This is a genomic window from Pseudomonas sp. FW305-28, assembly GCF_017351395.1.
GTDB classification, from domain to species: Bacteria; Pseudomonadota; Gammaproteobacteria; order Pseudomonadales; family Pseudomonadaceae; genus Aquipseudomonas; species Aquipseudomonas fluorescens_AA.
On the sequence record NZ_JACNDD010000101.1, the window covers coordinates 1 to 24736 of the forward strand.

Below are 24736 nucleotides of genomic sequence, written 5' to 3' on the forward strand. Positions count from 1 at the left end.
TCAGCGCAACCCATAGGAATAGATGCGACCGTCATGATTGTCGTACCAGTTGCCCTTGGCCCAGATCACCCGATCCTGCTCTGCTTGAAAACCGAGGATGCCCAGGTAACCGCCGATGGCGAGGCGCTGCCAGGAGCGGCCCCAATCCTTGGAATAAAACACCCCATCGGCGGAGATGTTCGCGTCCGACCACCAGTAGAGCCAGCGCGGTGGATGGTGATTGCTGGTGGTGTTGATCAGCAGGGTGTTTTGCCCCATCCAGAAATTGCTGCCACGCACCTGGCTATCCGACGCCAATGGCGCGAACACACTGGGCAGGTCGCTCAAGGGCGTCCAGGTCAGCGCGGCGGTATCCAGTTCGGCGACCACATCTTGCCCGCGCTCCCCCTGGTCAATCAGTCCAATCACACGCCCGGCATCGTTCTGTAGCAGCTTGCTCACGAACAAGTTGTCATGGCGCTGCTTGTCCACCACCTGCCAATGCCCTGCCTTGGCCTGCAACCGGGCCCGTGTCGTGACATTGACCGCGATATTGTGGCTGACGCCATCGGGATGGCCACCCCAGAAGCGTTGGGACACCCAGATAAAGGCCGTCTGTGCATCGAGCTGCAGGACATGGGTCTGGATTTCCCCCTGTTCGCCTGCGTTCGTGCCCCAATCAGTGATGTCAGGACGTTTGCCACGGGCGTATTCGGCGGACACCAGCAGCGACTCAGGCGCCATTATCGGCGAGCTGTTCGCACCGCGATCGGCCGAGTAAAAGACGCCGGTGGAAACGGCTGTCGGTTTTTCCTCATCGCTGTCTTCATCCACCACGTCCGGTGTGCCCACGGCCCAGACTTCATTCGAGCCGTGGAAATAGGGAACCAGGTTCCAGGCCAACGAATCGGCCTCGGGAAACCAACCTTTGGTCAACCAAGTCCAGCGTTGGCCTTGATCATCACTGCGAAGGATCACGGTTTGATCGGGCTCATGGGTATTCGCCGTTTCAGGCCGACGCAGGCCCGTGAGCAGGAATACACTGCTCCCGTCGGGGCTGGCCACAAGACAAGCGGCGCCGCTGACATGGGCCACGAGCTGAAATTGCCCTTGAGCATCCAGACGGGAAATGAAGGAAGTTTCCTTTTCGGCACGAGAGAACAATCGGGCAAAGGTCCCGGGCTCCTCCGCTTCTTCAGCCTCCGCGGGCTTGCCATAGACCACCGCATCCAGGTCCACGACATCAGCAGACGGTTCAAGCGCCTGGGCCTCTTCCTCCAGGCGTCCCACCAGCCAAGCCCCCTGCGGAGTCACCGTCACGCCCGTGCAATACTGGGTCATCGCGCGCAAGCGGGTATCCTTCACGGCGCCCACTTGCTGCTGATCGGGGCTGTCGCCACCCCACTCCAGCTTGGCACTGGTGATCATCCACATGTACCACAGCGCCGCGCCGGCCAGCAGAGCGACAAACAATCTAGAGAGCAGTTTTGAACGAGGCATGGGGAGGTCCGTATCCGGGGGAAAACTGCGAAGCTTTTCTCATCTCTTTTGTCCGGAGTAAATTTTTATCGCACGAGAATGGACGAAGCCGGTCGCATAATTGTCAACGCTGTGACCCAGCTTCCATTCTCTGCGTGACGCCGCTTCACCTGAAAGCCCCAACGCGTTAAGCAGACGCCCACAAGGAACGCTCCATGCCCGCAAGCTCCGGCCCCGCCACCGTCTCTTCATTGCCGCACGCCACCGGTTTCGTCCGGGTGCGTGGCGCCCGTGAACACAACCTCAAGAATGTCGACGTGGACATCCCTCGCGATGCCCTGGTGGTATTCACTGGCGTGTCGGGTTCCGGCAAGTCGTCGCTGGCCTTCTCCACGCTCTATGCCGAAGCCCAGCGTCGTTACTTCGAATCCGTCGCGCCTTATGCGCGGCGCCTGATCGACCAGGTGGGCGTACCGGACGTGGACAGCATCGAGGGCCTGCCGCCGGCAGTCGCCTTGCAGCAACAACGCGGTACCCCCAGCGCACGTTCATCCGTGGGCAGCGTCACCACCTTGTCGAGCCTGATTCGCATGCTTTACTCCCGCGCCGGCAGCTACCCGGCCGACCAACCCATGCTCTACGCCGAGGACTTCTCGCCCAACACGCCCCAGGGCGCCTGCCAGGAATGCCACGGCCTGGGCCGGGTCTATGAAGTGACCGAAGCCTCCATGGTGCCAGACCCATCTCTGACCATCCGCGAACGCGCCGTGGCTGCCTGGCCCATGGCTTGGCAAGGCCAGAACCTGCGGGACATCCTGGTGACCCTGGGGTATGACGTCGACATCCCGTGGCGCGACCTGCCGAAAAAGCAAAGGGACTGGATTCTCTTCACCGAAGAAACTCCCACCGTTCCCGTCTACGCCGGACTGACGCCGGCCCAGACCCGCGCCGCCCTCAAGCGCAAGCTCGAACCCAGTTACCAAGGCACGTTCAGCGGCGCCCGGCGCTACCTGCTGCACACCTTCATGCATTCCCAAAGTGCCCAGATGCGCAAACGCGTGGCGCAATACATGCGCGCCAGCCCGTGCCCGGTGTGCGAGGGCAAACGCCTCAAGCGCCAGGCGCTGACCGTGACCTTTGCCGGCCTGGACATCGCCGAGCTGTCGCACCTGCCGCTGCTCGAACTGGCCGAGGTGCTCAAGCAGGTCCTGGCGCCCGACTACCTTGCACAGGCCGAAGAAACGGGAGAAGTCCTCAGTCATCGGCAAACCCGCGAGGCCCGTGAGCAGCGCGCCGCCAGGGGCGACAATCCCCATGCGGGCGGGCCCGACGCCCGCCACACACCCAACCTCTCCCTGGAGAAACGGCTGGCTGCCCAACGCATCGCCGCCGAGTTGCTGGAGCGGATCGTCACGCTGATCGACCTGGGCCTTGGCTACCTCGCCCTGGAACGCAGCACGCCGACGCTTTCGTCCGGCGAATTGCAACGCCTGCGCCTGGCGACCCAGCTCAATTCCCAGTTGTTCGGCGTGATCTATGTGCTGGACGAACCCTCCGCCGGCCTTCACCCGGCCGACAGCGAAGCATTGTTTGGCGCCCTGCAACGCCTCAAGGCAGCGGGCAACTCTGTGTTTGTGGTCGAACATGACCTCGATACCATGCGCCGCGCCGACTGGCTCATCGACGTGGGCCCGGACGCAGGTGAACAAGGCGGCAAAGTCCTCTACAGCGGTCCGCCGGCAGGCCTTGGCCAGGTGCCGGAATCACGCACCCGTGCCTATCTTTTTGGCGAAGGAAACACTGCGATACGCAGTCCACGAGCACCCAAAGATTGGCTGCGCCTGGAAGGCATCACCCGCAACAACCTCGACAACCTGAACGCGGCCTTCCCGTTGGGCTGCTTCACCGCCGTCACCGGCATCTCTGGCTCAGGCAAATCCAGCCTCGTCAGCCAAGCCCTGCTGGATCTGGTCGGCGCGCACCTGGGCCAGGCCAGCCCCAACGCCGAACCCGACGAGCAAAGCCTGGAAGACGAACCCGTGCAAACCAGTGTCGGGCGCGTTGTTGCCGGGCTCGATGCGGTCAAGCGGTTGGTCCAAGTGGACCAGAAACCCATTGGCCGTACCCCGCGCTCCAACCTCGCCACTTACACCGGTTTGTTCGACCACGTGCGCAAACTGTTTGCCGCCACAGAACAGGCGCAGGCACTGGGATTCGATGCCGGGCGGTTTTCCTTCAACGTCGCCAAGGGGCGTTGCGAAACCTGCGAAGGTGAAGGCTTCGTCAGCGTGGAGTTGTTGTTCATGCCCAGCGTGTACGCCCCCTGCCCCACCTGCCACGGCGCCCGCTACAACCCACAGACCCTGGAAGTTCGCTGGCAGGGCCTGGACATTTCCCAGGTGTTGCAGCTGACCGTGAACCAGGCACTCGAGGTGTTTGCCGAACAAGCGGCGGCCAGGCGTTCGTTGCAAGTGCTGCAAGATATTGGACTGGGCTACCTGCGCCTGGGGCAACCGGCCACGGAGCTGTCCGGCGGCGAAGCCCAGCGGATCAAGCTGGCGACAGAACTGCAGCGCAAGGCCCGGGGCGCAACCTTGTATGTGTTGGATGAGCCGACCAATGGGCTGCATCCCCAGGACGTGGATCGCTTGCTGGTGCAGTTGAATCGCCTGGTGGAGGAAGGTCATACGGTGGTTGTGGTGGAACATGACATGCGAGTGGTAGCGCAGAGTGACTGGGTCATCGATATCGGCCCGGGGGCTGGCACCCAGGGCGGAAACGTGGTGGTTTGCGGGGCTCCGGAAACGGTGACGAAATGCCAGGAGAGTCGAACGGCAGCCTTCCTGAAAAGGGCTTTGCACGGTGAAAAATAAAGGTTTTTTAATGTTTCTCGCTGTTGCGAAAAAGCTGTCTATACTGTCCTCCAGTTAATCGTTTCAGTAGTCGTAATTAACTACAACCTCAGGGGCAAAGGGCTGAGGTTACACCGGCAAGGACGCAAAATGACATCATCTCAATTGAGAGAGCAGGCATTACACGGCGGCATGAGGGGTAATTATCGCGCCCTGAAGCGAACCCCGATGAACAGGAAAACCCCGCCCGATACTCCAGCCCCTTTCACAGCCCCGATAGCGGTCACAAAGCAGCGTGCGGATGTTGATGGCAACGTTATAAAACTTCCCTCCTCCGCTTGGCGAATATCAAGGTGAAGCCTTTGCTACCTACAGGTATTCACATTAATATTTTTCGAGCGCGACTACTATGCTCAAGCCCATTTCAAGCCAACTGCTCAATTTAATTCAAGAGGTGGAGAATAATATTCCAGGAAAAAGCCACGAAGAGTACACCGAGATACTAGGCTGGATATTCTCGAAACTCGGGCTTGAAAAATTTGCTTATGTTCACTTGGAGCCCATGCCCTTCGACAATTCAAAAGTCTCCATCCACAGCAACTATCCCGCCGAATGGGTGGACACCTACCGCAAGAACTCACTGTACAAATCAGACCCTGTGATGGCCAACACAGCCATTACCGCCATGCCTTTTTTCTGGGATGAAATCCCACAAGAAATCGACAATAATCCGGAAATATTCGATCAATCCGCATCCTATGGCATCAAGCAAGGGTTCACTGTTCCGATTCATGAGCCCGGCAGATCGTTTGGCTCCGTTCACCTATCTTCGGAAGAAAACGATCCCGATTTCCCAACTATTGTCAGGGAGAACATATTCATTATTCAAACGCTCAGCTTCATCGCCAACCAGCACCGCCCGGTTGAGACCGTTGTCGAGAGTACACTCAAGCTATCACCCAGGGAAATTGAATTCCTGCGTTGGCTTGCGCTTGGCAAAAACTATAAGGAGATCGGTTTGATCATGAATATCACCGAGCGAACAGTGAAATTTCATGCCAAGCAAATGACTGAAAAAATGGACTGCACCAATGTCAAGCAAGCCATGTTCAAAGCGGCGCAGTTGAACCTCATCTAAATAACGCTTTGTGTTATTAAATCTTACTTACTGCACCGCCCTGGCACCGCCCGCATTCGACGCCATCAGAGCACAATCAGACGAAACTCACCTGGGATGCGATATTGAAAAGCATGCCACAGGCGAACAACCCAATCACCAGGGAAATGGCTCGATTTAAAAATCGTCCAGATACAATCGCGTGAAATTTTCGACCACAAAAAGCGCCCGCTGCGATCCACACAAGCCCTACCGGAAAAATAATGGCTGTAAATAGCAGAATGAATGACAGCCAATTCTCCAGCGACAGGAACGTGCCCGCCGGCGCAACGAAGGAAACAAAAAACAACCCCTTGGGATTTGTCAGCGTTGCCACAAACAAATCCGGAACGGTAATACCCGCCCTTGCACCAGGCGCATGCTCTTTGACCGAGAACCAAAGCTTCAAGGAAATATAAAATAGAAAACACACAGCAAAGATCTTGGTAGCGATCACCACCCACGAGTGATCGGTCATCAGCAAGTCAATGAACACTCCCCACATCGTCATCTGAATAACGTATGCCAACCATTCAGCTGCAACGAAGCGCATCGAACGCGTGTTGAACCCTCTACTGACACCCGCCTGCAACAACAATGAATTCGTCGGTCCCGGAACCAACAATACGGTCAACAACGAAAACGCAATATAATTCATAGCATCCATCCATATTCAGAAGCCTGTACGGCTCATTTTCAGGGTCAGATCAATCCATCATCTTTCCGCATGACTTCAAGCACAGTGCCATGAAGTCAGCCATTTCAGTCATACGAGGTCAGACAACCAACTTAAATAGAGCAAACACACTAGACCACCATCAATGTGCCACATACTAAAATCCACTCGTCAATCGATATTCCTTGGACGCACAGTCGGGGATCAACCCGCGAAAGAAAGTCACCCTACCCATTGCCAGATGACCGTTTATTTACAGACGCCAGGCTCTATCTGTGCGCGTCAATTTTTTGAACAACCCCATATCAATTGGTTACGAGTGGTATTTTCATGATCGTCAAAAAAACAATAGATCGAGCCTATTTTAACTCATGCAATTCCCCTCGACCAACACCCGTTTGCCACCAGGCCCCACCTATACTTTTTTGGATTCTCGACGATACAAATCCACAACTAACAAGCAAATCAAAAATTATAATCCGCTCAAAAAACCGCACCTACTAAATAGGCTGCACACTCTATAAATCAAAGACTGTACTTTAGGACAGTTGAAATACCGTAGTGCAAAGTCAACAGTAGCTACACCTGCAGCCAAGAAGTCGCATCCATGAACTACTCCCCATGCACCTATGGATTTTCCGGCGTATCCACCAGCATCGTAAGCTACTCAAAAATCCCTCTTAAAACCCTCGAACAAATACTGTCCATTCGCAAACTCGCCTTCATCGATAGAAAGAAGTGGGACATTGAAAGTTATCAAGGCAGCGATTATGAGTGGGATGAATACGACGACCCCGACGCGGTCTATATCTATGCCCATGAAAACGACCGCGTTACCGGCTGTGTTCGACTACGTCCTTCCAGCAAACCCACATTGATGAGCGGCCCCCTGAGCTTTATCCTTCCAACCGAAAAAAACAGACCGCACTTGGGTCACTGTTGGGAAGCCACAAGATTTGCACTTTCAACCAATAATTTCTCCACGGGAAAACTCACCCGAGCTAATGTAGACATTCGCACAGCGGCACTTTTCCTGTCAATGATTAAGTTCGCTCAACAACAAAAAATTCACGCCTATGAAATCGTCGTAGATACCTTTATGGAAAAAATCCTGAAACGGTCTGGCTGGCCAATTGAAAGACTCAATACGGCATTAGGCTCGAAGGGAGAACACATCATCTACGGCACTTTGCCATGCACCTTTAAAACTTACGACGAGGTCCTCAACAAGAATGCCATCAACAGAACAACGGTACTTACCACCCCCCTCATGACACACCGTTCGTCAGATACACTCCATAAATCCTTGGGTACTACCCAGATAATGCCCAATCGAAACATTCCGGCAAAGATACCCATGCACACTGAACTGCAACTTTAATCAAATAATTGGATGATTTTGGAGAAAGGATGAACCTACAACGATTATTCCCGCACGTTGGCAAAGTCATTGCCAGTACCGGCAGTCGCAATTTCCCGCGTATGTTGCACGACCTGATACTCACGGAAATACCCGTGGATGCAACACATATTACCGAACAACGGATCGGCACAAGTAATATGTCTGAACCCAGCACCTCCAGCATAGGTTGCGTCGGCCTCGACAACGCTTGCGTCGGTGCACTCATGGACACCCACACCGCCAAGCCATTTTTCCTGGCCGACGACATACTCTTTGAAGATGCAGCACCGCAGAAAATACCCAATTTTTCCCGGTGCCTGCTTAAATCCGAGCGATCAGAAAAAGCTCCCGGTTACAGCACGACGACGCAATTACACCTGTCGACCCGAAAGAATGGTCGTCGTTATGTACTGTCCATCTATCGATCGCCTCTTTCGAAGGGATTTACCGCACAAGAACATGCCTTATTGAAAGACTTTTCCTGTCTTTTGTTGCCCATGGTCGAGGAGCACGTGGCAGCCCTTGTTCCACCGGAATCCACTCAGCAGGACCCTCTTCTGGCTTTGGACGCTTCGGAAAACGGCGGCATGGAAGCGCTGCGCCAAAGGTTCGCCGATCGATTGCTACAGTCAGGATTGAGTCTGTCCTCTCGCGAAACGGAAGTGTGCGTAGGTTTGCTGGCCGGACGCACTGCCCCCGAACTTGCCGAGCAACTGAACCTGAAGGTCAATACAGTCGAAAGCTATTTGAAGCGCGCCGCCATAAAGATGGGGATTGGTGGGCGTCGTTCGCTGATCCGCTGGATGCATTCGATGGATGCCACACCGGCTCACATGGAATGGAATGGCAATAGCCCGATCCAACAAGCCGTTTAAACCCACCCCCAACGATTGCTCGCTCACTGACCGAATCGAGTACTTGTTGGGGGAATATTGTTTTCCCCCTCAAACTTCCTCTAGCGCCCCCTCTTCCATTGGCGATCGAGTGCGACGCTTCAGCCATTCAAGCGCATCGTCCACGTAAGTGAAAATCACCGGCACCACCAGCAAGCTCAACAACGTCGACGTCAGCAAACCACCCATGACCACCACCGCCATCGGTTGCCTGAAGCTCGGGTCTTCGCCCATTCCCATCGCCGTCGGCAACATCCCGGCCCCCATCGCAATGGTGGTCATCAGGATCGGACGGGCACGCTTGTGGCAAGCATCCACCAACGCATCGTATCGACCCAGGCCATAATCGCGGCGAGCCATGATGGCGTACTCCACCAACAGAATGGAGTTTTTGGTCACGATGCCCATCAACATCAACAAGCCGATGACCGACGACAGGGAAAAACTGAAATTGCACACCAGCAAGGCCAACAACGCGCCACCCAGCGAGAGCGGCAGGGCCGAAAGAATCGTGGCTGGTTGCAAGAAGTCGTGAAACAGCAACACCAGGACTGAATAAATACAAAACACGCCGATGGCCATGGCCAGGCCGAAGCTGGCGAACAACTCCGTCATCAACTGCAATTCGCCCTGCTCCACCAGTTTCACTTCGGCTGGCAAGTTGCGCATCACCGGCAGTTGGCGGGCCTCGGCCATGACCTCACCCAGGTTGCGACCGTTGAGTTCGATAGACAGGGTGACATTGCGCAGACGGTCCAGTCGGCTGATTTGCGCCGGCCCACTGCCCATGCTGATGTCCCCCAACGAGGCCAGTGCGACCTGGCCGTCTCGACCGGTTACCCGCAATTGGCTGATCGCCTGCAAGTCGTCGCGCAACAGCGAATCCATGCGCACTCGCACGTCCACCTGGCGCTGGGACAAATTGATCTTTCCCAGTTGCGAGGAGTATTCGCCGTAAGTCGCCATGCGCAAGGTATCGGCGATGTCCTGGCTGGTGATGCCCAATTCCGCTGCCCGGGCAAAATCCGGCCGCATCTGGATTTCCGGTCGTTGCAAGGCGCTGCTGGACGAGACATTGCCGATCCCGCGCAACTCACGCAACTGGGGCTCAAGGGCGCTTGCCGTGCGCTCCAGCAGATCGCCGTCATCACTGGCAAGCACGATATTGAGCTTCTCTCCGCTGCCATCGCCACCAACATTGATGCGTACTCCCGCAAGCGTGCGCAACACCTGGCGCATCTGCGCTTCGACCTCCACCTGTTTGCGATCGCGTACATTCCGAGGCGCCAGCTCCACCGTCAGGATCGCATCGCCGGCGCCAGTGATATCGCCAGGCCCGGCGCCCGAACTGCTGGCGGTCCCCACCGAGCTGAACACATGCGTGACGTCGGGGAGTTCGCGCAGCCGCTCGCTGGCCTGCAAGGCCATCGCGGTGGTGTGTTCCAGTGTCGTTCCTGGCGGCATCTCCAATGTTATCTTGCTGCGGCCGGTGTCCTGCGCTGGCAGGAAGCTGGTGGGCAGCAACGGGACCAGCGCCAGAGCCCCGACGAAGCACAGGCCGGCCAGGCCCATCGTCGTCTTGCGCCAAGTCAGGCTGACATGGATCCAGCCCAGGTAGCGAGTCATCAACGGGCTGTCATGGTCGGCTTCATGCCTTGCCTTGAGGAAATAAGCCGCCATCATCGGCGTCAGCAGCCGTGCCACCAGCAGTGAAAACAGCAGCGCCGCCGACGCCGTCACGCCGAACTGGCGGAACAGCTTTCCGGCGATCCCCCCCATGAACGCCGTGGGCAGGAACACTGCAACCAGGGTGGCCGTGGTGGCGAGCACCGCCAGACCGATTTCATCCGCGGCCTCGGTGGCGGCCTGAAGCGGGGTTTTGCCCATGCGCAAGTGTCGCGCGATGTTCTCGATCTCGACGATGGCATCGTCCACCAGCACACCGATGACCAGCGCCAGGGCCAGCAGGGAGACGGCGTTGAGGGTGAACCCGGCCAGGTACATCACGCCAAAGGTGGGGATGATCGACAGCGGCAGTGCCGTGGCGACGATGAGCGTGGCGCGCCAGTCCCGCAGGAACCACCAGACCACCAGCACCGCCAACAGCATGCCCTCGTACAGCAAATTCATCGAATCGTGATAGTTGGCGAGCACGGCCTTGACCGTGTCACTGGCTTCAACGATCTGCACGTTGGGATGCTGTTTTTCAAACGCGATCATGGCCTTGCGTACGTCATTGGCGACGCCGACATCGGAGAACCCCAGGGAACGGGTGACCTGGAAACCGATCACGGGCCTGCCATCGCGAAACGCCCGGGTGCTGCGTTCGGCGTGGGTGTCGCGAATGTCGGCCAACTGCCCCAGGGCAAGCAGGCGACCGTCGCCGCTGGGAATGTCGATGGCACCGAGGGCCGCCGGATCGTCAATGGCACCCAGGGTCCGCATGGCTTGCTGGCCACTGCCCAGATTGCCCTGGCCACCGGAGTTGTCCTTTTGCATCGCCCGTAACTGGTTGGCGATGTCCGTGACGCGAATACCCAGGCCCGCCATCAGGGCCGGATCGAGACTGACCTGGACTTCCCGGTCGACACCGCCCATGCGCGCGATCATTGCCACCCCAGGCACCGCCAGCAGCTGTTTGCTCAACTCATTGTCGACGAACCACGACAACGCTTCTTCATCCAGGTTATCGGAGTCGATGACATAGGTGAGCAATGCCGAGGCGCTGGTGGTCAGCCGCGAAACCGAGGGTGTGTCCAGGCTCGCCGGCAACTGCGCCATGGCACTGTCGACCGCGTTACGCACTTCGTTGAGCGCCTCGTTGCCATCCTTGTCGATGTCAAAGCTGATGCTGATGTTGACGGCACCATCGGTGATGGTCGTCGTCACGTGCTTGAGCAGGCGCAGGGACGTCAGCTTGTCCTCGATCTTGCGCGCCACTTCCGTTTCCAGTTGCTCCGGGGCCGCGCCCTCCAGCGTGGCGCTGATCACCACCACTGGCAGGTCCATGTCCGGGAAATCCTGGATGGCGAGCTTCTCGAAACCCGACAGGCCAAAGAGCGTCAGCAGAATGAACAGCATGACGGCCGGCACCGGATGGCGGATCGACAGGGCTGAAATGTTCATGGCTGGACGACCTGGGATTGAACGAGGGTCACACTCGCACCATCGTTGAGGAACGCACCGCCAGCACGCACGATTCGGGCAGGCTCATCGAGGCCGCTGAGAATCTCCACGGCCTGATGCAAGCGTCGGCCGACCACCACCGGTCGCTGGACTACGCGCATGTCATCATTGAGCGTGAACACATAGGAACGCCCGTCCCGCAGGATGACGGCAGTGTCTGGCACCGTAACGGCCTCGCGGGGCGCCAGCTCGATCTGGCCGCTGGCATACATACCGGCCTGGGCGGCGCTGTCGGTGGGCAGGGAGACGTAGATCAATCCCCGGCTGGTCTTGGTATTCAACGTGGGCGATACCAGCCGCACGCGCCCTTCCAGGCTCTGGCCGTCGGGCAACGTCATACGGGCGACCTGGCCTGGCTGAACCTGGGCCAGTTGGCGGGCATCCAGCTCGGCCTGCCATTCGATGCGGCCGTCGCGCACCATGCGAAACAGCTCGTCGCCGGCGGAGAGCACCTTGCCAAGCAGCGCCGTGCGCGCCGAAATGATGCCATCGTCCACGGCGAGGATGCGGGTTTGTCCGAGCCTGATCCGCGTGCTCTGCAATTCGGCACGAGCACCGGCAAGGTCAGCCTCGGCCAGCGCGACCTTGATCCGGTAGTCTTCACGCTGTTGCTCCGACAGGGCCCCGCCCTGCCCGACGACCCGGGCCCGACGATCATTGGAACGGGCCTGCTCCAGGTTCGCGCCGGCCTGGGCGACGAGCGCCTTCTGTTTGTGCTCTTCGGCAACCACCGTTTCGCTGGCCAGCGTGGCCAGCAATTGGCCTTTCTTCACCCGGCTGCCCACATCGGCCTCGATACTGGCGATGCGCAGGTTGCTGGTCTCGGCATTGATGACCGCTTCCTGCCAGGGGGCGAGCGCGCCGTTGGCAAACAGTAACTGTGGCCAGACCTGGCGTTGCGCCTGGACGACTTCCACGCTCAAGCTGCTGACCCGGGGGGCGGCCTCGACTGGCTCAGCGCCCCGGCGAAAATAGATCAGCGCCACCACGATCGCGCACACTGCGATCGCCAACGCGAACTTGCCTGGTCGCGACCTCACGCGCCGTCCCCGCCCGATGCCCGACTCCGCGCCAGGGGCTGATCGGCTTGCCAGCCGCCCCCCAGTGCCTTGTACAGGGCGATCCAGTAGCGCACTTGATTCTGCTGCAAGGTGATCAATTCAATCTCGGCTGTCAGCGCCTGGCGGCGTGCGGTTTCCCGGTCCAGCAGGCTGACATTGCCGGCCTGCCAACCGCGATCGATGGCCTCGAAAGACTCCCGGAAACCTGCGGTGGAGCGCTCCACATCCGACTCTCGGCGACGTGCCGCATCGAGACGCACCAGGGCCTGCTCCACTTCCATCACACCGGTGCGCAGCGTTTGGCGATAGACCGCCAGGGCCGCGTCATACGAGGCCTTGGCACCCTGCGCCGCGGCGCGCCGCTTGCCACCGTCGAACAGCGGAACCGACAGCACCGGGCCCAGCGACCAGGAACGGTTGCGCTGGCCCACCATGGTTCCCACGGAAATCGTCCCGGAAAGACTCAGGCTCGGCAGGCGATCAGCCTGGGCCACGCCGATCTCGGCATTCGCCGCTGCCAGCTCGCGCTCGTCGGAGGCAATGTCCGGGCGCTGGCGCAGCAAGTCGGCCGGAACCTGTTGCACATTGAGTTCTGCCGGCTTGGGCAGTTGCGCCGGCGTGTGGCCCAGCACGTCCAGCAGTCGCCCTTCATCACTGCCTGTCAGTGCCACCAGGCTCTTGAGCAGCACCTGGCATTCACTCTGCTGCTGGACCAGGGCAGCAGCGCTGCTGGCGGCACTGGCATCGGCCAGCGCGGCGTCGGCGGAGGACGTGAAGCCCGCCCCGAACGACTGGCGCGTCATGCGCGCGGTGTCTTGCTGTGACTGGGCCTGGTCACGGTAAGCCAATACCAACTTCTGGCAGCCTCGGTACTGCACGTAGTAATCACCCACCTGGGCCGCCAGGGAAACCCTCGCGTCATGCCAGTCATCCACCCGTGCTTCGACGCGGGAGTTGGCGGCTTCATTGTTGCGGCGCAACTTGCCGAACAGATCGAGCTCCCAGGCGGCATCCATCGTTGCAGAGGAACCTGAGCCCCCCAGGCGCTGCGAACCGGTCTGCTGCCCGCCTCGGCCACCGGACAGCCTGGCGTCGAACTTGGGCAAGGCATCGGCGGCGTCACTGTCGGCGGTCGCACGGGCCAGCGAGATATTCGCCCAAGCCTGGTCCATGGACGGGCTATCGGCTTCGGCCAGGCGCAACAGCTCGGTCAATGCCGGATCATCGAATTGCCGCCACCAGTCGGCCAACGCGGCCACGGACGCGCCATGGGGCACCGGTGCCTGCCATTTGGCGGCGATCGGGACGTCTGGCACCCGATAGTCAGGGCCCAATACGCAGCCACTCAAGGCCACCGCACACAGTGTCACCAGCAATATGCTCTCTGGAGGCTTGAAGACATGCATAGGGTTCTCTAGGGGTGTCAAAGGTGAAAACAGCAAGCACCCGGCACCGGCACAACTCAGGGAGATGGCGGATTATTAACGATGGCTTGATGAGGCTCGTATGGCAGTTATTTAACCTTGCGCCCGCTCCAATGTCTGGCGTGGAAATTGGGGACAGGTGTCGGCAGGAAAACTCGCGATAAAGACGGGGGCCTGTTGAAATGAGCCCGACCTGCCCAGTAATGGCTGCACTTGCTGTCGAGCATGAATGGCCCCGCTCGGTTCACGTTCCATAGCCAATGGATGATCGAATATGGAAGCACTCACTTACCTCGAAAACGTCGAGTCGAACGCACGTACCTATGCACAGACTTTCCAGCGCCTGTTCGTCAGCGGCAAGGGCATGCGTATCAAGGATGCCAGCGGCCAGGAGTTCCTCGATTGCCTGTCGAACGCCGGGACACTGGCCCTGGGGCACAATCCGCCCGAGGTCCGGGATGCGGTGATGCGCTTCCTCGACAGCGATCACCTGCAGCAGGCACTGGACCTGGCCACACCGGCCAAGCATGCGTTCGTGCAGGAGCTGTTCTCGATGCTGCCTGCGCAAATGCGCGACACCAGCAAGATTCTCTTCTGCGGGCCCAGCGGTTCGGATGCCGTCGAGGCCGCCATCAAATTGGCCCGCCACTACACCAAGCGCTCGCCATTGATGGCGTTCCACGGCGGCTACCACGGGATGACGGCCGGCGCACTGTCGGCGATGGGCAAGCTGTCCCCCAAGACCGGCGATGGCCTGATCGCCCAAGGCACGCACTTTCTGCCCTTCCCCTATCGGTTTCGATGCCCGTTCGGCACCAATGGCGAGCATACCGATCAACTGTCCATCGAATACATCCGTACCGTCCTCTCGGACCCGGAGGGCGGCATCGCCAAACCGGCGGCGGTCATCGTCGAGGTGGTGCAAGGCGAAGGCGGCTGCATCCCGGCCTCGGCCAACTGGCTGCGGGCGCTACGGGAAATCACCCTCGAGCAGGACATCTTGCTGATCGTCGATGAAGTCCAGACCGGCCTGGGTCGTACCGGCAGCACATTCGCCATCGAGCACGCCGGCATCGTCCCCGACATCCTGGTGCTGTCCAAAGCCATCGGCGGTGGCTACCCACTGGCGGTGATCGTCTACGCCGAACATCTGGATACCTGGGGCCCCGGCATGCATGCGGGGACCTTCCGCGGCAATCAGGTGGCGATGGTTGCCGGCGCTGCCACCATGCAGCAAATCCGCAAGGACCATCTCGTCGCCCATGCCGCCCGGATGGGCGAACGACTGGAAAGTGGCCTGCGGGACATCGCGCAGCGTTTTCCATTCATCGGCGATATCCGCGGTCGCGGACTGATGATCGGCGTGGAAATCACCAAGCCGGCCGACAACCAGCGCGCCGGCCAGGCTGACGGCGCCCGGGCACACGCCATCAAGCTCAACTGTTTCGACAACGGCTTGATGATGGAAACCGGTGGGCGCCATGGCGCAGTGCTCAGGTTCCTGCCGCCCCTGACCATCACCGAGACCGAGGTCGGCATGGTGCTGGACCGCTTCGAACAGGCGGTGAGGAAGGTCGGCGAGACTCGTCCGCATGCGGCACGCGTAGCGGTATAAGGCGCCAGGCACACCTTATGTGGCGAGGGAGCTTGCTCCCTCGCCACAGGCTTCCCTACCTGGCTTCAAGCCTGGGTAGCCCGGGTCAGTCCCGTGCCAGTGCATTGATCGGATCGAGTCGCGCGGCATTGCGCGCGGGCACGAAGCCGAACACGATGCCGATCAGGGTCGAACAGACGACAGCGGTGACGATCGATCCCACCGAGAACACCATCTGCCACTCCTTGACGAAGATCGAAAAGACGTAGCCGATACCAAACGACAAGGCGATGCCAATCGTGCCCCCCATCAGGCACACCATCACCGCCTCCACCAGGAACTGCTGGCGGATGTCGGACTGGCGTGCACCGACGGCCATGCGGATACCGATCTCACGGGTACGTTCGGTCACCGAGACGAGCATGATGTTCATCACTCCGATGCCCCCCACCACCAGCGAGATGATCGCAATCAACGAGAGCAAAAGCGCCAGCGATTGGCTGGTCTTCTGCACCGTTTGCATCACACTGTCGAGGTTGTAGGTGAAGAAATCCTTGATGCCATGGCGTTGGGTCAGGAGCTTGACTACGTTGTCCTCCACTAATTTGCTCGGTTGCCCGTCCTTTATCCGCACCGTGATGCTGTCCAGGAAACGCTGGCCCAGCAACCGACCGGCCGCGGTTTCATAGGGCATCCAGATGTTCAGGTTCTTGCTGGTGTTGAAGACGCTTTTGCGGTCTTCGGTCACGCCGATGACCGTGCAAGGCAGGTTGTCGACAAGAATCACCTTACCCAGTGGGTCTGTGTGCGAGCCGAACAGTCTGTGGCTTGTGTTGTGGTCGATGACTACCACTTGCGATTGCCGCCGGGCATCGTCCTTGCTGAACGCCACACCCGAGCCGATCTTGATTCCGCGAACCTGGAAATAACTCGCGCTCACACCGTTGACGGTCGCATTGACATCGATGTTTTCATAACGCAATAGCAGGTTGCGACCCAGGTTGGGCGTCGCACTGTCGATGTAATACTGATCGCCCAGGGCGGTCACATCGGACAGCACCAATGTTTCGATAGCCGTCGAGCGACTGTCCCCCCAGTCGGACCCAGGCATGATTTCGATCGTGTTGCTGCCGATCGCCTGGATGTCCTTGAGGACATACTGCTTGACCCCTTCACCAATCGCCACGATCGATACCACCGAGGTGATACCGATAATGATGCCCAACATGGTCAGCAGGGTTCGCATTCGATGCGAGACCAGCGCCACCCAGGCCATGTTGAACGCTTCGCTGAACAGGCCGAAGCTGGCGAGCAGGCCGTTTGTGGGCTTGACCTTGGCCGGGCGTGTGTCTTGTGCCGACGGATCTTGCAGCGGCCTCTGCGGATTGGGACGATCACTGACGATTTCACCGTCGCGGATCTCGATGATGCGCTGGGCGTGAGCCGCCACTTTCTCATCGTGGGTCACGATGATGACCGTATGCCCCGCCGCATTGAGCTCCAGCAGGATCTTCATGACTTCCTTGCCACTGGTGGTGTCCAGCGCACCGGTGGGTTCGTCCGCCAGAATGATCTCGCCGCCATTCATCAGTGCCCGAGCGATACTCACCCGCTGCTGCTGGCCACCCGAGAGTTGACTCGGCCGATTGCTCAGGTGCCCCACCAACCCCAGGCGCTTCAACAGGTCCCCGGCACGGTTGTGGCGCTGTGACTCTGCGGCACCGGCGTAAATAGCCGGCATCTCGACGTTGTGCAAGGCGCTCAGGTGCGGCAGCAAATGGTAGCGCTGGAAAATGAAACCGAAGTGGTCGCGCCGCAACCTGGCCAGTTCACGGTCGTCCATCGAACCGGTTTCGCGCCCGTCCACCTTATAGCTTCCGGCGTCCGGATGATCGAGGCAGCCGAGTACATTCATCAAGGTCGACTTGCCGGAACCGGAAGCACCGGTGATCGCGACCACCTCGCCCGCATTGATCGTCAAGTTGATGTTCTTGAGCGCGATGAACGCCTTTTCGCCCGCAAGGAAACTGCGGGTGATGCCCTCGAGTTCCAACAGTGGTCGCGTCATGGTCAGGCTCCTGCCACGGCGGGGGTCGGCTCGCCGATGACAACCTTGTCACCTTCAGCCAGGCCATCCTTGATCTCGGCCCTGACGTTGTTGTTGATGCCCGTCTGCACGTTGCGCGGCTGAGCCTTGCCCTCGGCATCGAGCACACGGACCACGAAGCTGCCATCCTGGTTTTTCGCCCCCAGCGCGGCGACGGGAACCGTCAACACATCCTTGGCTTTGTCCAAGACGATACGAACCTGGGCAGTCATGGAGATACGCAGGCGATGATCGGGGTTCGGCACATCGAAGAGGCTGTTATAGAACACCGCAGTGTTCTGTTTGGGCGCCCCGGCTGCCTGGGTTTCGAGGAAGTTCTGCGGCGCAGGCTCGGTGCCTCGCAGTGTCGCGTAGTAGCGCCTTTCCGACTCCCCCAGGATGGTGAAATACACCTCTTGGCCGGGAACGATGTGAATCACATCGGCCTCCGATACCTGCGCCTTGACCGTCATGGTGTCCAGGTCGGCGAGTTTGAGCAGGACCGGCGCCAGTTGCTCGGCGATCACAGTCTGGCCTTCCTGCGTCACGATCCCCACGACATAGCCGTCTATCGGCGCGACGATGTGGGTGTAGGCCAGGTTGACCCGTGCGGTTTCCACCTGGATACGGGCGTCCTTTATCTGCGCATCGAGAGAGAGCAGGTTCGCCGCTTCCACTTTGTAGTTCGACTCGGCAGTCTCGTACTCCTGCTTGGAGATCGCGTCGTCCGGCTGCAGTTTTTTGTAGCGGTCATAGGTGGCCTTGGCGTCCTTGAGTTGCGCCGCCGTGGCCTGCCGCTTGGCCATCAGGTTCTCTTCGTTGACCTGGGTCTGGCGCAATGAGTTCTGTGCCAGCATGGGGTCGATTTCCGCCAGCCACTGGCCCTTCTTGACCTTGTCGCCCAACTTGACCTTGAGCGATTTAAGCTGGCCCGATACCTGGGCACCGACGTCGACCTGCTTGACCCCCTGGAGCGTCCCGCTCGCCAACACCGAGTTCTCGATGTCAGCCCGCTCGACCGTGGCGGTCAGGTACTCCGGCGGTTTGCCCGGCGATTGCGCGCTGTAGAAAATCAGACCGGCCACCACGACCAGTACGAGCACGATAGCGATTTTGCGAAACTTCGACTTTTCCATAAATAACCATGAGTGCGTTGATTTCAGACCCGGCCAACGTGGCGCCGGGCTCCATGGATGCGCGTCAAGGAGAGACAGTCATACGTAGTCACTGGCGGCCTCCTCGTCGAGCATGGGAAGGCCGTCCTGCCACCAGGCTGCCAGGTTGTGTACGTGAGGGGCCTTGAGGATCGTGAAGTGGTTGCCCGGACCGTACCAGATACTGAGGTCGGGGATATGCTTGCGCCATCCTTCGATCATTTGTTCCTGTTCGCGTTTGTTACCGGCCGTGTCCAGGGTTGGATCATCGGCCAGCACCAACCGCACCGGCCCGGTGTAGCGATGTTGCGGTTGATACACCGTGCGCAGGGCCGTACCGAAGGCCCGCGCCGGACCGCGCATCGAATCCACCGCCGAACGCTGCGGCAGCATGCCGGCCCGTACCATGCCCGCATGCAGCAAACGCATCTGCGCGGTATCGTCCTGGGTACCGAAGACCGTGGCATCGATCCCCAACGACTTGCCGGAAGCCAACTGCATCGCCTCAATCAGTCGATTCAGCACCCCCGTCGCGGTATAGGGCTTGCCCACCACCCCGTTGCCGCCCGGCGATTCACTGTCGATCAGCGTCAACGAGGCCACCTTGCGACCCCGGGCATGCAGGCGGGCCGCCATCTCGAACACGATCCAGCCACCAAAGGAATGGCCGAGCAGATGCACCGGCCCCTCCGGTTGGACCTTGTCGATCGCGTCGAGGTACACCTGGGCGGCCGTCTCCACGAGGCTGAAAGGCTCCGTGCTGCCATCCAGCCCGCGGTGCTGCAGCCCATGGATAGGCCAGTCAGGACCGAAGGCATCGGTCAACCCGATAAAACCGGTCACGCTGTCGCCAGCTCCCGGCACGCAGAAGATCGGCGCTCGATCGGTACGCCCACCCTGGATCGTCAGCAGCGGCTGGTAACCGCTCTTCGGTGAGGGGGCCGGACGCGATGCGGCGGTGTGGAGTGCAGCAGTGATGGCCTGGCCCAATGCCTTGACATGGGGCGCTTGCATCATGCTCTGGTGGTTACCCGGCACCTTGATGCAATGCAACTTAGACGTGGGCAGGACAGCGTCCCAGCCCAGGTAGCCGGAGTGCTCGGGCGCGTCGTCCTTGCGTTCTTCGGCCACCAGCAGATGCACCGGTACGGAAATCGGATACACCGCATAATGGGCCAACGCGTGACCATGGGCCACTTCGCGATCGAGGTACTGCCAGAGTTGCTCCGCGCTATAGACGGCCAGCTCGGCAGGCAGCAACGCCTCGTCGCGGCAATGCTGCACCAGACCTGTGAAATCGAATCGATCCAATTGTCCTTGCAGATCGGCCAGATTCTCCAGCATCACTGCAAGTACTTCTTCGCCAGGCAACGCAGCCCTCCAGAAAACATCGCAGCGGTCCAGCAGATGCAGCTTGTGGGCTTCGTCCAATGCCCAGCGCGACCGGCCCTGATCCACCAGCCGGGGCAGATAGCTGTCGATGAGACCGACGAACTCGACCTCCTCGTCCAGGCCGATCAGCTGGATCGCGGTCTCGTAGGCCAGCACGCCACCGAACGACCAGCCGGCCAGGCGATAAGGCCCTTTGGGTTGTACCGAACGAATGATCCCCACCAGGCGCGAGGCCATGCACTCCATCGTTTGCAACTGCGGCTCACCCCATTCGACGGCAGGCAGGCCATACACCGGGATATCCGGATCGATGTGCTTGCCCAGCATCGGGAAGTACAGGTCCAGGCCACTGAACTCGTGCACCAGGAACAGCGGATTCTGCTGGCCAGTGGTGCGCACCGGTACGATGGCCTCCTTGACCTGGGCATCCTCGGTGCGGGCCAGCAGCATCGATGCCATCGATGCGACGCTTTCGTGCTGGAACAGCTCGGCCAGCGAGATGGTCAGGTTGGCCTGTGCCAACAATCCGACCAGCCGGATCGCCAGCAGTGAATGACCGCCCAGCTCAAAGAAGTTGTCGTGACGACCGATCTGCTCCAGCTTCAGGACGTCGGCCCACAAGCCGGCCAGCGTGACTTCCAGGTCGCCTTGCGGCGCCTCGTAGTCCTGGCTCCCATAAGCGTGCATTTCCGGTACCGGCAACGCCCCGGTGTTGACCTTGCCGTTCAGTGTCAGCGGCAACGCCGTCAATCTCACGTAGGCCGCCGGGATCATGTATTCCGGCAGCACGGAGCGCAGTTGGGCGCGCAGGACGTCCGCATCGAGGTCCCCACCGTTCTCGTGCTCGGTGTAATACGCGATCAGGCACTTGTCGCCCGGACTGTCTTCCCGCGCTACCACCAGGGCCTCGCGCACCCCATGGCACTCGTGCAAACGGGCCTCGATCTCACCGAGCTCAATACGGAAGCCACGTATTTTGACCTGACCGTCATTGCGATCCAGGTATTCGATGGTGCCGTCGGGCAGCCAGCGGCCAAGATCGCCACTGCGGTACAGGCGTGCGCTCCCCGAATCGCTGAACGGATCGGCAATGAAGCGTTCCTCGGTCAGGTCCGGCCGGTTCAGGTAACCAAGGGCCACCCCGACACCCCCGATATGGATCTCCCCCGCGACACCCACAGGTACTGGTTGGCGCGCGGCATCGAGGATATACACCCGGGTGTTGGCAATAGGACGGCCGATCGGAACACTCGTTGCGCCATGTGGCACGGCAGAGACCACATGGGTCGTCGCAAAGGTGGTGGTCTCGGTGGGACCGTAGCAATGCACCAGCCGCAGCGAAGGAGCATGGGCCAACAGCCGCCGGAAGGAAGCCGGATCACCGCGCTCGCCACCGCACAGCAGGATCCGCAAGCCTGCCAGAGCATCCGGGATCAAGACCAGGTACTGATTGAACATGGCGGTGGTGACGAACAGCACCGACACCTCGGCCTCTGTCAGCGCCTGGGTGAATTGCGTCGGGCTGAGCAACGTTTCGTGATCAATGATCACAACGCGCCCGCCGTTGAGCAATGCCCCCCACACTTCCATCGTACTGGCGTCGAACGCCGGGTTCGAGGCGAACGCCACGCGATCCTGTACACCGAAATCCGCGTAGCCGTTATTGATCGCCAATCGGCCTATGGCCAAGTGCGGCACGATCACCCCCTTCGGGTGGCCCGTGGAGCCCGAGGTGTACATGATGTACGCCGGTGTATCGCTGGTTTGACCGGGGAATACCGCCGGCCGTGCAGCCTGGATCAATTGCAGTGTGTCCAGGTCCAATCGCGGCATGTCTTCCGGCAAGGCCCTGTCACGGGTCGTCAACACCAGCACCGCGGCACTGTCTTGCAACATGAAACGCTGCCGCTCCTCGGGCGCATGGTGGTCCAGCGGTACATAGACGGCGGCGCACTTGAGGATCGCCAGTTCGCTGATGATGAGCTCGAACGAACGGTTCAGCATGATCGCGACTCGAGACCCTGGCTGGACGCCCCGTTCAAGCAAGCAATGCGCCAGGTGATTGGCTCGCTCGTGCAGCTCACGGTAGGTGAGTTGCTGCGCCCCATGCTGGAGTGCAATCGCGTCAGGCCGGGCCCTGACCTGGGCCTCGAACAAGCCGTGGACCGTCTCTTCGCGGGGATAGACCGTGTCGGTCGCATTGAAGTCGACCAGCAGTTGCCGGCGTTCCGCCGCTGGCAATATCGCCAGCTCACGCACGGGTGCCTCGGGCGTGCGCTCAAGCGCATCGACCAGGCTTTCCAGCGCCGTGTGCATGTAGCCGCAGATGCGTTCTGCCCCGATGCGCGACTCCGCCAGGGCGGTCAGCACAAAGGCCTCGCCGAGGTCGTCGATGTTCAGCGACAGTGGATAGTTGCTCCACTCCTCGCCGCCGAGCCCCTCGATCCCGTTCCAGGCCGACTGGGCCTCCTCGGTGACCTGCGTTGCAGTGTGCCGGTAGTTCAGCAGTGCACTGAACAACGGCGTCGACGTAGCGACACCGCTGCAACGCTGTGCCAGTGCCAGCGACGCATGTTCGTGTCCCAGCAGCGCGGTGAGACGCGCATGCGTTGCCTTGACGCCTGCCCGGGCCCCGTCGACGCCGACGTCAACCCGCAGCGGCAAGGTGTTGATGAACAACCCTAGCGCCCGATCGGCCCCCTCACCGCCCTGCATCCGGCCCATCAGTACGGTACCGAACACCACGTCTTCGCGCCCGGACACGGCGCCCACCACCCGCGCCCAGGCCAGGTGATGCAGGCTCGCCGCGCTGACGCCAAGTAGTCGCGATTGTGTCCGCAGGCGACGATTCAAACTGTCGTCCACGCCCAACCGGGCCTGTTCGATGACATGGCTGTCGCCCTGCACGTCCTGCAGACCGAATGGCAGGGTCGGCTCCTGGATATCCTGGAGCATGTCCCTGAAGAACGCCTCGTGGGCGCTTTGCGTCACGCCAAGCCGCGCCTGGGCCACGTAGTTGCGATACGGCACGGCATCGCCCAACTGAGCCTGCTGCCCGAGCAAGTACGCTTGCATATCGTGCTGGATCACCTCCAGCGCGGTGTGGTCGAGTGCAATGTGATGAAACAGCAGCAGCGCGACCCAGCGCTGGTGCTCGTCGTCATAGGCACAGGCAAGCCGCATCATGGGCGCCTGGCGCACATCGAGCCGAGAGTGCCGAGGGTCGAAACGCTCACGAAGCTGCGTCGCCACGTCCTCGCCCGGCTCGACCGTACAGGTCTGCACCGCCAGCGGCGCTTCCCGCAGCACCACCTGCACCGGCTCGCGCAAGCCCTCCCAAAGCACAGCCGTGCGCAGGATATCGTGGCGGTCGATCACGCCTTGCAGCGCACTCACGAACGCATCCAACCGGGCACGGTCCTCCAGGTTGAACATGGCCTGCTGCACATAGAGATCGCCCTGCGACGAAACCAGGTGGTGATACAGGATCCCTTCCTGCAATGGCGCCAGGGCGTAGATGTCCTGGACATTGCTCACGCCACCGGGCACCCAGGCAACAATGGCGTCGACTTCCTGCTGTGTCAGGTCGGCAAGCGGCAACATCTGCGGGGTGATCCGCTCACAACCCGGCACGATGCCGTTGTCCGGCACCACGATTTCCGTCGTACCGCCCACGGCTGCCGCCAACGCGGCCAGGGTCGGCTGGCCGAACAGCACGCGCACATCGGCGCTCAAGCCGGCCTGGCGCATGCGCTCGATCAACGTGACCGCCAACAACGAGTGCCCACCCAATTCGAAGAAGTGGTCATGACGCCCCACCTTTTCGACCTTGAGCAGCTCGGCCCACAGTTGTGCCAGTGTCGTTTCCACAGCGCCCTGCGGCGCTTCGTACTCACGGGTAATCATCGACGCCAGGTCCGGCGCCGGCAATGCCTTGCGATCCAGCTTGCCATTCGGCGTCAGCGGCAATGCCTGAAGCCGCACATAAGCCGCCGGCACCATGTATTCCGGCAGTTGGGCTTGCAACTGTGTTCGCAGGTTTTCGATCTCGACACTGTGCTCGTCACCGTGCACGGTGAAATAAGCCACCAGGCGCTTGGCCCCCGGCACGTCTTCGCGAGCCAGCACCACGGCTTCCTTGATCGCCTCATGCTGGGCAAGCTTGGCCTCGATCTCGCCGAGTTCGATACGGAACCCACGGATCTTCACCTGATCGTCGTTACGCCCCAGGTACTCGATGTTGCCATCCGGCAGGTAGCGACCCAGGTCGCCGGTGCGGTACATCCGCGCATTCGCCGCACGGCTGAACGGATCCCGCAGGAAACGCTCGACGGTCAGTTCCGGACGGTTCAGGTAACCCCGCGCCACCTGCACACCGCCGATGTAAATCTCCCCGGCCACA

General features: G+C 60.3%; 12 protein-coding genes and 2 pseudogenes. 5 read left to right on the top strand and 9 right to left on the bottom strand.

The window, feature by feature from the left end:
* Complete coding sequence (locus J4E53_RS21325; protein ID WP_103310063.1) at positions 1 to 1479, bottom strand: hypothetical protein; 1479 nt, start codon at positions 1477 to 1479, stop codon at positions 1 to 3.
* Between the two features lie 194 nt (positions 1480 to 1673).
* Between J4E53_RS21325 and J4E53_RS21330 the strand changes: the two genes are divergently transcribed.
* Positions 1674 to 4331: an excinuclease ABC subunit UvrA gene (locus J4E53_RS21330; protein WP_060742617.1), complete on the top strand. Its 2658-nt coding sequence runs from the start codon at positions 1674 to 1676 to the stop codon at positions 4329 to 4331.
* A gap of 388 nt (positions 4332 to 4719) precedes the next feature.
* Positions 4720 to 5448, top strand: a complete 729-nt coding sequence (locus tag J4E53_RS21335) for a LuxR family transcriptional regulator (protein ID WP_060742618.1) — start codon at positions 4720 to 4722, stop codon at positions 5446 to 5448.
* 76 nt (positions 5449 to 5524) lie between these two features.
* On the opposite strand, the gene J4E53_RS21340 is transcribed toward J4E53_RS21335, so the two are convergent.
* Positions 5525 to 6124 carry a LysE family translocator gene (locus tag J4E53_RS21340; protein ID WP_103310065.1) on the bottom strand — a complete coding sequence of 200 codons (600 nt, stop codon included), beginning with the start codon at positions 6122 to 6124 and terminating at the stop codon, positions 5525 to 5527.
* 625 nt (positions 6125 to 6749) lie between these two features.
* On the opposite strand from J4E53_RS21340, the gene J4E53_RS21345 reads away from it, so the two are divergent.
* Positions 6750 to 7523 carry an acyl-homoserine-lactone synthase gene (locus J4E53_RS21345; RefSeq protein WP_103310066.1) on the top strand — a complete coding sequence of 258 codons (774 nt, stop codon included), beginning with the start codon at positions 6750 to 6752 and terminating at the stop codon, positions 7521 to 7523.
* A gap of 29 nt (positions 7524 to 7552) precedes the next feature.
* Positions 7553 to 8419, top strand: a complete 867-nt coding sequence (locus J4E53_RS21350) for a helix-turn-helix transcriptional regulator (protein WP_103310068.1) — start codon at positions 7553 to 7555, stop codon at positions 8417 to 8419.
* A gap of 69 nt (positions 8420 to 8488) precedes the next feature.
* On the opposite strand, the gene J4E53_RS21355 is transcribed toward J4E53_RS21350, so the two are convergent.
* The 3 genes from J4E53_RS21355 to J4E53_RS21365 are packed head-to-tail and all read right to left on the bottom strand — an operon-like array spanning position 8489 to position 14090.
* Complete coding sequence (locus J4E53_RS21355; RefSeq protein ID WP_103310069.1) at positions 8489 to 11563, bottom strand: efflux RND transporter permease subunit; 3075 nt, start codon at positions 11561 to 11563, stop codon at positions 8489 to 8491.
* On the bottom strand, positions 11560 to 12609 hold the full coding sequence (locus tag J4E53_RS21360) for an efflux RND transporter periplasmic adaptor subunit (RefSeq protein ID WP_371919225.1): 1050 nt from the start codon (positions 12607 to 12609) through the stop codon (positions 11560 to 11562). Before J4E53_RS21360 ends, J4E53_RS21355 begins: the two co-directional genes overlap by 4 nt.
* A gap of 50 nt (positions 12610 to 12659) precedes the next feature.
* Positions 12660 to 14090 carry an efflux transporter outer membrane subunit gene (locus J4E53_RS21365; RefSeq protein ID WP_103310072.1) on the bottom strand — a complete coding sequence of 477 codons (1431 nt, stop codon included), beginning with the start codon at positions 14088 to 14090 and terminating at the stop codon, positions 12660 to 12662.
* A 292-nt stretch (positions 14091 to 14382) separates the two neighbouring features.
* On the opposite strand from J4E53_RS21365, the gene J4E53_RS21370 reads away from it, so the two are divergent.
* Complete coding sequence (locus tag J4E53_RS21370) at positions 14383 to 15723, top strand: diaminobutyrate--2-oxoglutarate transaminase family protein (RefSeq protein ID WP_103310073.1); 1341 nt, start codon at positions 14383 to 14385, stop codon at positions 15721 to 15723.
* 85 nt (positions 15724 to 15808) lie between these two features.
* Here J4E53_RS21370 and J4E53_RS31155 read toward each other — a convergent pair.
* The 4 genes and pseudogenes from J4E53_RS31155 to J4E53_RS21385 form a co-directional block, all read right to left on the bottom strand.
* A pseudogene (locus J4E53_RS31155) lies at positions 15809 to 17017 on the bottom strand (ABC transporter permease); the annotation flags it as partial.
* Positions 17018 to 17082: 65 nt separating this feature from the next.
* Positions 17083 to 17770: pseudogene (locus J4E53_RS31160) on the bottom strand (ABC transporter ATP-binding protein); the annotation flags it as partial.
* 2 nt (positions 17771 to 17772) lie between these two features.
* The gene (gene macA / locus J4E53_RS21380; protein ID WP_060742627.1) at positions 17773 to 18924 is read right to left on the bottom strand and encodes a macrolide transporter subunit MacA; all 1152 of its coding nucleotides are present in this window, start codon (positions 18922 to 18924) and stop codon (positions 17773 to 17775) included.
* 78 nt (positions 18925 to 19002) lie between these two features.
* Positions 19003 to 24736 (bottom strand): non-ribosomal peptide synthetase (locus tag J4E53_RS21385; RefSeq protein ID WP_207268184.1); only part of this gene is annotated, 5734 nt, incomplete at its 5' end.